Origin of the sequence: Atopobacter sp. AH10 (genome assembly GCF_003664595.1) — a bacterium.
GTDB lineage: Bacteria > Bacillota > Bacilli > Lactobacillales > Aerococcaceae > Atopobacter.
The window spans coordinates 19,392-27,858 of record NZ_QXPZ01000020.1; the positions used below are offsets into that span (position 1 = coordinate 19,392).

Below are 8,467 nucleotides of genomic sequence, written 5' to 3' on the forward strand. Positions count from 1 at the left end.
CACCTACCTTCTAAAAGCTGCTTTCATTTTATCAAAAGAGATTAAGCTATACAATTTATATGCACAAATACACCTAGTTCTGAGGCTTATATCCTATAGAACTAGGTGTTTAAAAGGGTTTGTAGCTTGAAAGTAAAAGATTAATCCTTAAAAGCTTTTTTCATCTTTTCAAAGAAATTTAATTCTTCTTCAGTGACCTTATCGCCCATCGTTTTACCATAAGCACGTAAGGCCTCTTTTTGCTCTTTGTTTAAGTGTTTAGGTGTCATGACCTTAATGGTAACATGTTGATCCCCATTACCTGATGAACGTAATCGTGGAGCACCCTTGCCATTTAAGCGAAGATGGCTTCCACTTTGAATACCGGCAGGAATCTTCATCTTTACCTTTCCATGAACAGTCGGAACTTCCACTTCATCCCCTAAAGCAGCTTGGACAAAGTTGATCGGTAAAGTAAAGTAAATTTCACTACCATCACGAGTAAAGACATCTGATGAGGCTACTTGGAAGACAACATATAAGTCTCCATAAGGCCCTCCATTCACCCCTGCTTCACCTTGACCAGATAGGCGCATTTGGTGACCGTCTTCTACACCAGCTGGGATAGAAACAGATAGCTTATGCCCCTTACGTTGTCGACCAGAGCCATGGCAGTGACTGCATTTCTCTTTAATTTCTTGCCCACTCCCATGACATACTGGACAGGCTTGTTGCGTTTGGAAGCGACCAAAAGGGGTTTGCTTGTCCATAACGACTACCCCAGATCCATGACAGTTATGGCAACTGACAGGACTTGTCCCAGCTTTGGCTCCTGAGCCATGACAGCTTGAACATTCTTCTTCACGTTCATAGTGAATAGTTTCCTTTTTCCCAAAAATGGCTTCTTCAAAAGTGAGATGAATGACATATTGCAAATCCGCACCACGGCGAGGAGCATTAGGTCTTTGCCTTCCTCCACCACCGAAGAAACTTTCAAAGATATCATCCATCCCTCCGCCAAAGCCTGAGAAACCTCCCCCAAAACCATCGAAGCCGCCGCCAAAGCCACCAGCCCCAGCTCGGAAGTTAGGGTCGGTGGCCGCGTGTCCGTATTGATCATAAGCTGCACGCTTTTGTTCATCACTTAGGACTTCATAGGCTTCATTGATTTCTTTAAATTTCTCATCTGCATCTTTCGATGGATTGATGTCTGGATGGTATTTCTTTGATAATTTACGATACGCTCTCTTAATCTCTTGGCTAGAAGCATCTTTGGCCACTCCTAAGACCTCATAATAATCTCGTTTAGCCATCGCTTGCCTCCTTACAAGACAGATTAGTCATCTACTTCTTCAAAGTCAGCGTCAACGACATTATCGTTTCCATTTTTAGCTTGACTAGTTGCCTTGCCTTGCCCAGCTTCTTGGTTTTGTTGAGCTGCTTGTTGTTCTTTTGCTACTTGTTCGTAAAGCTTAACCGACAAGTCTTGAACAATTTCGCTTAAAGCATCTTTCTTCGCTTTAATATCTTCTAAATCATTTGCGTCAATTGCTTTTTGAAGGGCATCTTTAGCATCTTTTGCCTTTTGGACATCAGCTTCATCCACTTTACCTTCAAGTTCTTTCAAGCTCTTGTCAACTTGGAAGATCAATTGGTCAGCTTCGTTCTTTAGATCGACTTCTTCTTTACGTTTCTTATCATTTTCAGCGTTAGCTTCTGCATCCTTCACCATACGATCGATTTCTTCATCTGATAAACCGGAAGAAGATTTAATAGTGATCGCTTGTTCTTTTTGAGTCCCTAAGTCTTTAGCACGAACATTCACAATACCATTCTTATCGATATCGAAGCTAACTTCAATTTGAGGAACCCCACGAGGAGCAGGTGGAATATCCGTTAATTGGAAACGTCCCAAAGTCTTGTTATCTTGAGCCATTGGACGTTCACCTTGAAGAACATGGACATCTACAGCTGGTTGGTTATCTGCCGCAGTTGAGAAGACTTGGCTCTTGCTAGTTGGAATAGTAGTGTTACGGTCAATCAATTTAGTAAAGACGCCACCCATTGTTTCGATCCCAAGAGAAAGTGGTGTAACGTCAAGAAGAACGATATCCTTAACATCCCCAGAGATTACCCCACCTTGGATAGCAGCACCCATAGCTACTACTTCATCAGGGTTAACTGATTTATTAGGTTCTTTCCCTGTTTCTTGTTTGACTGCTTCAACAACAGCTGGAATACGTGTAGAACCACCTACTAGAATAACTTCATCAATTTCAGAAGTGCTCAAGCCAGCATCTTGTAAAGCACGACGTACAGGAGCTTTAGTCCGTTCAACCAAGTCTTGAGTTAATTGATCAAATTTCGTACGAGTCAGTGTTGTTTCCAAATGTAATGGACCAGAAGCGCCTGCAGAAATAAATGGTAGGCTGATTTGTGTTTGACTCACACCAGATAAATCTTTCTTGGCCTTTTCAGCTGCATCTTTCAAACGTTGCATAGCCATCTTATCATTCGATAAGTCAATACCATGTTCTTTCTTAAATTCAGCTACCAAGTATTGGATGATTTTTTCGTCAAAGTCATCCCCACCAAGATGGTTGTCCCCAGCAGTAGAAAGCACTTCAAAAACGCCATCACCTAGTTCCAAGATGGAAACATCGAACGTCCCACCACCTAAGTCAAAGACAAGGATTCTTTCTTCATGTTCGATCTTATCCAACCCATAAGCCAAAGCAGCTGCGGTTGGTTCATTAACGATCCGTTCGACTTCCAAACCAGCAATCTTACCAGCATCTTTTGTCGCTTGACGTTGAGCATCGTTAAAGTAGGCAGGTACTGTAATAACTGCTTTTTCAACTTTTTCGCCTAAATAATCTTCTGCATAGCCTTTTAGGTATTGCAAAATCATACCAGAAATTTCTTGTGGTGTATAGGACTTCCCGTTCGCATTCACCTTATAGGAGCCATCACCCATGTAACGTTTGATAGACGAAACTGTCTCAGGGTTCGTTACAGCTTGACGTTTAGCCACTTCACCAACTTGGATTTCTCCATTTTTAAAAGCAACAACAGATGGAGTCGTACGATTTCCTTCTGGGTTTGGGATAATTTTAGATTCATTACCTTCTAAGACTGCTACAGCAGAGTTTGTTGTCCCTAAGTCGATACCGATAATTTTACTCATTTCACATCTCTCCTTTATTGTCTCACAATAACCATTGCCGGTCTAATCACGCGTTCTTTTAAAACATATCCCTTTTGAAGGACGGTTGCTACAGTGTCCGCTTCTTTACCTTCTTCAACGGGCACAGCTTGTACAGCGTGATGGAAATTCGGATCAAATGGTTGATCTACTGGATCTATAATCGTAATGTCCTCGGCTTTTAAAGCTTGATCAATCGCTTGCTTCACCATTGTGACACCTTCTAGAACTTTCTTAGCTTCTTCAGATTCAACTGATAGAGCTAAGGCACGTTCTAAATTATCAATAGCAGGTAAAAGAGCTTGAGCTAAGGCTTGAGAACGATATTTAGCAGCTTCTTGACGTTCACGGGCATTACGTTTTTGAATATTTGCTAATTCTGCAGAAATACGTAGAATTTTGTCTTCTAGTTCGCTAATTTTTGCATCTTTTTCTTTTATAGATGTTTCTAACGCTTGGATGTTAGGGCTAGCCTCTTCGTTGTCAGAAGTTTCATTCACTTCCTCTTCTAACTTAGAAGTTATTTCAGGAGAAATTGTTTCCTCTAATTTTTCTTCTGTTTCTTCTTGGGATTGAGGGCTCTTTTTTGTCTTGTCCGCTTCCACACCTTCATCTCCTTTTCTTACGCTTTATCATTGTTTTGCTTGATCACTTCTTCAGCAAGATAATTCATCACACTTCGTAAGTGTTGGTATGGCATATGGGTCGGTCCAATAATGGATAAGACTCCACTAGAATTATCTGGCAGGCGGAAATGACGAGTCACAACTGCAAATTCTTCTAATCCAGAAATACCAATTTCCGAACCGATCCGCACTTGAAAATCTTGGTCAATATCTGTCAGTAAACCTAGAACCTGATCATCATCCAAGAGGTAATAAACCTTTCTAACAGTATCTAAATCATTAGTCGCTTCTAACAAATGAGACCGTCCTGATATATGAATAGGTACTTGAGAACTCATTTCAAAGATTCGACCTATTTGATCCATAAAGCTGACTTGATTTTGATCTGGTTCCTTTCTAACAGTCTTCAACCATTCATTGACACAACGTCGGCTGTCCTTGATAGATCGTTGATGGATCAGCAAATTCATTTGCCGTTCAATTTCTTCTAGCCAAACAAGGTCCAAGCTATCCTTGGTATTGATCAATCGTTCTTCATAGCTACCGTCTGAAAGGAGCATCACTACAAGATAACGATTCCGATCGATTGGAAAAAGCCTAACGCTATCCACCATCTCCTGCCCATTACCCAACTCTCTTGAAACTGTCGTAAAGTGAGCTAGATCTGAAAGCAATTCAGCTGATTGGATCAAGAAATCCTCTAGAGCTGAAACTGGACGAGATAATAAGGGGCGAATTTTTTCCAAATCCTCATGGGTCAATGGACTATTTTGATAAGGGAGGATCTTATCAATGTAATAGCGATAGCCTAATGAAGAAGGAGCTCTACCTGAAGAAGTATGATACTTTTCCAACAGTCCTGCTTTTTCTAAAGCTGACAGCTCGTTCCTTAAGGTTGCTGTACTAAGAGATAAGTCACAGGCCTCCCTTAAAGTCTTTGATCCAATGGGTTCCTTGTACTGACTGAACAAGTCAATGACTAATTGTAAGATTTTTATTTGCCTATTGGTTAACACAGAATCACCTCTTTAGCACTTTGACATGGTGAGTGCTAACCCTGTATATAAAGTAACACATAGGTTAGGGATAGTCAATCTTTTTTGCTCAGACTTTAGACCGAAAATTGTTATTTATCCAAAAATTCCGCACTTTCAATTCCAGTGAAAGAAAGGACTTGGCCTACTTTTTAATCATCACAAGACATTAAGCATCATGTGAAAAGTCAAACCGTTCTTTAGTTCATCAAGGAAACAGCTTGCTCTTATGCAAATGAAAGAAGTGTTCAAACGACAGAAAAATCTTTCTTTTCATTTGAAACACTTCATTCACTAGAATTGGCATGTTCGCGTAAAAATTGAGCAAATACGTTATTACCGAGGAATATTCCTTCTTGACTTAGGAAAATCCGTTCCCCCTCTACTGCTAAAAGACCACTATCGACGAGTTTCTTTACCACGCCAGGATAGATTTCTTCTACTGCATAGCCAAATTGCTGCTGAAAATCTGTCAAGGAGACCCCAGACATTCGCCTTAAGCCAAGGAAAAAATATTCTTCCATTTCTTCTTCAATAGTCAAAGCTTTTTCATGAATAACGGGCTTTTTGTTCTCTTTTAATGGAGCCAAGTAATGTTGAATAGGCCCATGATTGTGATAACGGTGATGATTTAATAAGCCATGCGCTCCCGCACCAAAACCATAATAATCTCTTCGATCCCAGTAAGATAGGTTGTGCTGACTTTCAAAGCCAGGTCTACTATAGTTTGATATTTCATAATGATGCCGTCCAGCCTTTTCCATTTCCTCCATAATATAACTGAACATTTCCACTTCCAAATCTTCACTTGGTAAGGGTAATTTCCCCAAACGTTGCAAGTTATAAAAGACCGTTTTCTTTTCCAATATGAGTGAGTAAGCAGAAAAGTGAGGAATATCTAAATCAAGTCCTATTTGTACCGAATCCTTCACTTGCCTTAAATCCTGTTGCGGGAGGGCAAACATCAGATCGATCGAAATGTTTTCCGCTCCCTTCTTTTGGAGAAGTTTAACCGCTCGTATAGCCTCTTGAGAAGTATGCGCTCGGCCGATACGTTTAAGTAATTGGTCATCAAAAGACTGAACCCCTAAACTAAAGCGATTGACGCCAGCATCCATCAATAAAGAAAGCAAGTCATCTGTCACATTGTTTGGATTCATCTCCACAGTGAATTCGCCATTGTCTTTTAAAGAAAAAATGTCACGAATTCCCTCCATTAATCGTTCAAACTGCTGCAAACTCAAGACAGATGGCGTTCCACCTCCTATATACAAGGAGGAAACAGAAATTTTTTGCCCATTTTCTTGGTAGAGTCTCATTTCTTTTACCAAGGCATCCACATAGTCATCAACCGGTTGCCCTTCCAAGAAGACTTTATTAAAATCGCAATAATAACAAATATGTTCGCAAAATGGGATATGGATATAGGCAGCAGGAAGCCGTTTAACTTTGCCATGAGCTTCTTGCCTTAAAAGCTGGTCTAATCGATGATCAGCTAGAAACATGTTAAAAATCTCCTTTTCCTTTTGCTTTAAAATAGGCCAAACTTTTATCTTTATCCTGCTCGAGTTGCTCGATCAAGGCTTCTGCAGAAGGGAATCGTATTTCTTCCCGCAAGAAGTGATGAAAAGAGACCTCTAAATTTTCCCCATAAAGATCTCCTTCAAAATCAAACAGATGAACCTCAAGAGAAAGGTCAGGCCGATCTACTTCAAAAGTTTTATTATAACCTAATTGGAGGAATGAGGGATAAAAGTGACCTTTGTAAATCACACTTGCCACATAAACCCCAGCTTTTGGCAAAAGATAAGCTTCATCGACTGCGATATTAGCGGTCGGATAGCCAATCAACCGCCCTCTTTTAGCGCCGTGTATAACTTCCCCTCTTAAGGTATACAGATAGCCTAAATCCTCATTCGCCTCCTCCATCCTTCCTTCCTCAATAGCCCGTCGAATTAAAGAAGAGGATATTTTTTCTTTTCCTTCCTTGACAGGAGGAACAGAATAAATTTCAAAGCGATCTTGAGCAAAAGAAGGTAAATGGTTCATATCAGCTATATCTTTCGGCCCATAAGTATAGTCCTCCCCAGCCACTAAAGTATCTACCCCTAGTCCTACGACATACTGATCAATAAATTCTTGAGGACTTTGCCGAGCAAAACTTTCGGTAAAGGGGACAAGGAAGAAAATATCCACCCCAGCCTTTTTTAAGAGTTGTTTTTTCCTATTGGATGGGGAAAGATAGGTCGCTTCTTTTTCATTAATCCCCTTAAAGATTATAGCAGGATGGCGATCAAAGCTCATCAAAGCGCAAGAAAGTCCCTTGTCTTTTGCAATAGACTTGGCCTTTTTGATCACCTCTTGATGCCCACGATGAACCCCATCAAAATAGCCCATTGCAAGGACAATTTTTCCTGGATGCGATTTTCTAAAGGATTCAAGACGCGATTTATCGCATAAGTCTACAGTAATCATGACATCCCTCCTCTAAAAAAAACAATCTTTTTCTTCTCTCAAAATAACTCTAGCACTTTTCTCCAAATAACTAGCACTAAACTAAACCATTTGACGCCAATCAAACATCTTGAAAGGGCGTAGAGTTTTTTCTTCTTCACTAGATAATGTATATAAACCTATTAATTTTCCTTCAACATAAACCGCTCGTGGAAACGAGTCGGAAATATGGGCAAAATTCGGTAAAGGAGCCCCATTACAAGCTAACTTTTGAAACTCAAAAGGTATGTCCAAACTTTTAAAATTCTTTTCTATATAAACTTGTAGAGGAATAAAATAAGCTTCTGGGTTTTCTTCAATAGAAGCAATACTATGCGACTCTTCCAGTGAGAAACCACCACTTTTTAATCGGCATAGGCGAGACAAGTGAGCGGGCAGACCTAGTAATTCCCCTACTTGGGTTGCTAGAGTCCTAACATAGGTTCCCTTTGAACATGACACGCGAAAAGAAAAAGTTAAGCATTTCTTTTCAGCATCGTAGCTACTTTTGCTTAGTCTTAGAAAGTCTTCGATAACTACATGCCTTCTTGGTCTTTCTACTTCTTCACCAGCCCTAGCATATTCATATAAACGTTTTCCCTTTACTTTCACAGCAGAATACATAGGAGGAATTTGTTCAATCTCCCCAGTCAAACTTTTAAGAGCTTGATCTATCTTTTCGTCTTTTATCTGACCTAAAACTAAGGGACATCGCTCTACTATCTCCCCCCAAACGTCTTCAGTAGTGGTTGAATAGCCTAGGCAAATATCTCCCTCATAGATTTTCCCTGAATCCACTAAAAGTTCAATAAGCTTAGTAGCTTGCCCTAATGCAAGAGGTAAAACTCCAGTGACATTAGGATCTAGGGTTCCAGAATGTCCAATACGTTTCTGATGAAAAATTCGCCGTAATTTTCCCACACAATCGTGACTGGTCAGGCCAGCCGATTTATTTACAATAACAAATCCGTGCTTCACAAGTCTCCTCCTTAAAAACGTCCGCAAACAGTATAGCATAATTCGGCCATATTTTATAAAATCACGACCTATTAGAAAGAATTTTTACTTCGTAAATTTCAAGTACAAGTTAGCCACCCCCTAAATTTTTCACAAAGGGAGAGCTGTGGCTT

At 40.2% G+C, this 8,467-nt stretch carries 7 protein-coding genes; all 7 read right to left on the reverse strand.

What is annotated here, in order from left to right; genetic code table 11:
* Window positions 1–140: 140 nt before the first annotated feature.
* On the reverse strand, window positions 141–1,292 hold the full coding sequence (gene dnaJ / locus D3H64_RS04760) for a molecular chaperone DnaJ (RefSeq protein WP_121565125.1): 1,152 nt from the start codon (window positions 1,290–1,292) through the stop codon (window positions 141–143).
* Between the two features lie 23 nt (window positions 1,293–1,315).
* Window positions 1,316–3,166: a molecular chaperone DnaK gene (gene dnaK / locus D3H64_RS04765; protein ID WP_121565126.1), complete on the reverse strand. Its 1,851-nt coding sequence runs from the start codon at window positions 3,164–3,166 to the stop codon at window positions 1,316–1,318.
* Window positions 3,167–3,180: 14 nt separating this feature from the next.
* On the reverse strand, window positions 3,181–3,789 hold the full coding sequence (gene grpE / locus D3H64_RS04770; RefSeq protein WP_121565127.1) for a nucleotide exchange factor GrpE: 609 nt from the start codon (window positions 3,787–3,789) through the stop codon (window positions 3,181–3,183).
* A 17-nt stretch (window positions 3,790–3,806) separates the two neighbouring features.
* On the reverse strand, window positions 3,807–4,826 hold the full coding sequence (gene hrcA / locus D3H64_RS04775) for a heat-inducible transcriptional repressor HrcA (RefSeq protein WP_121565128.1): 1,020 nt from the start codon (window positions 4,824–4,826) through the stop codon (window positions 3,807–3,809).
* Window positions 4,827–5,131: 305 nt separating this feature from the next.
* Window positions 5,132–6,349 carry a radical SAM family heme chaperone HemW gene (gene hemW / locus D3H64_RS04780; protein WP_121565129.1) on the reverse strand — a complete coding sequence of 406 codons (1,218 nt, stop codon included), beginning with the start codon at window positions 6,347–6,349 and terminating at the stop codon, window positions 5,132–5,134.
* Window position 6,350: 1 nt separating this feature from the next.
* Entirely contained in the window at window positions 6,351–7,319 is a 969-nt protein-coding gene (gene ribF / locus D3H64_RS04785; protein ID WP_121565130.1) for a riboflavin biosynthesis protein RibF, read from the reverse strand.
* An 81-nt stretch (window positions 7,320–7,400) separates the two neighbouring features.
* Window positions 7,401–8,315 (reverse strand): tRNA pseudouridine(55) synthase TruB, encoded by a 915-nt coding sequence (truB, locus tag D3H64_RS04790; RefSeq protein WP_233554886.1) that lies wholly within the window; start codon window positions 8,313–8,315, stop codon window positions 7,401–7,403.
* Window positions 8,316–8,467 lie beyond the last annotated feature (152 nt).

Excerpts from the sequence above, each read along its gene's own strand:
- hemW (WP_121565129.1), bottom strand. The coding sequence starts at position 6,349 with ATGTTTCTAGCTGATCATCGATTAGACCAGCTTTTAAGGCAAGAAGCT.
- dnaJ (WP_121565125.1), bottom strand. The coding sequence starts at position 1,292 with ATGGCTAAACGAGATTATTATGAGGTCTTAGGAGTGGCCAAAGATGCT.
- dnaK (WP_121565126.1), bottom strand. The coding sequence starts at position 3,166 with ATGAGTAAAATTATCGGTATCGACTTAGGGACAACAAACTCTGCTGTA.
- ribF (WP_121565130.1), bottom strand. The coding sequence starts at position 7,319 with ATGATTACTGTAGACTTATGCGATAAATCGCGTCTTGAATCCTTTAGA.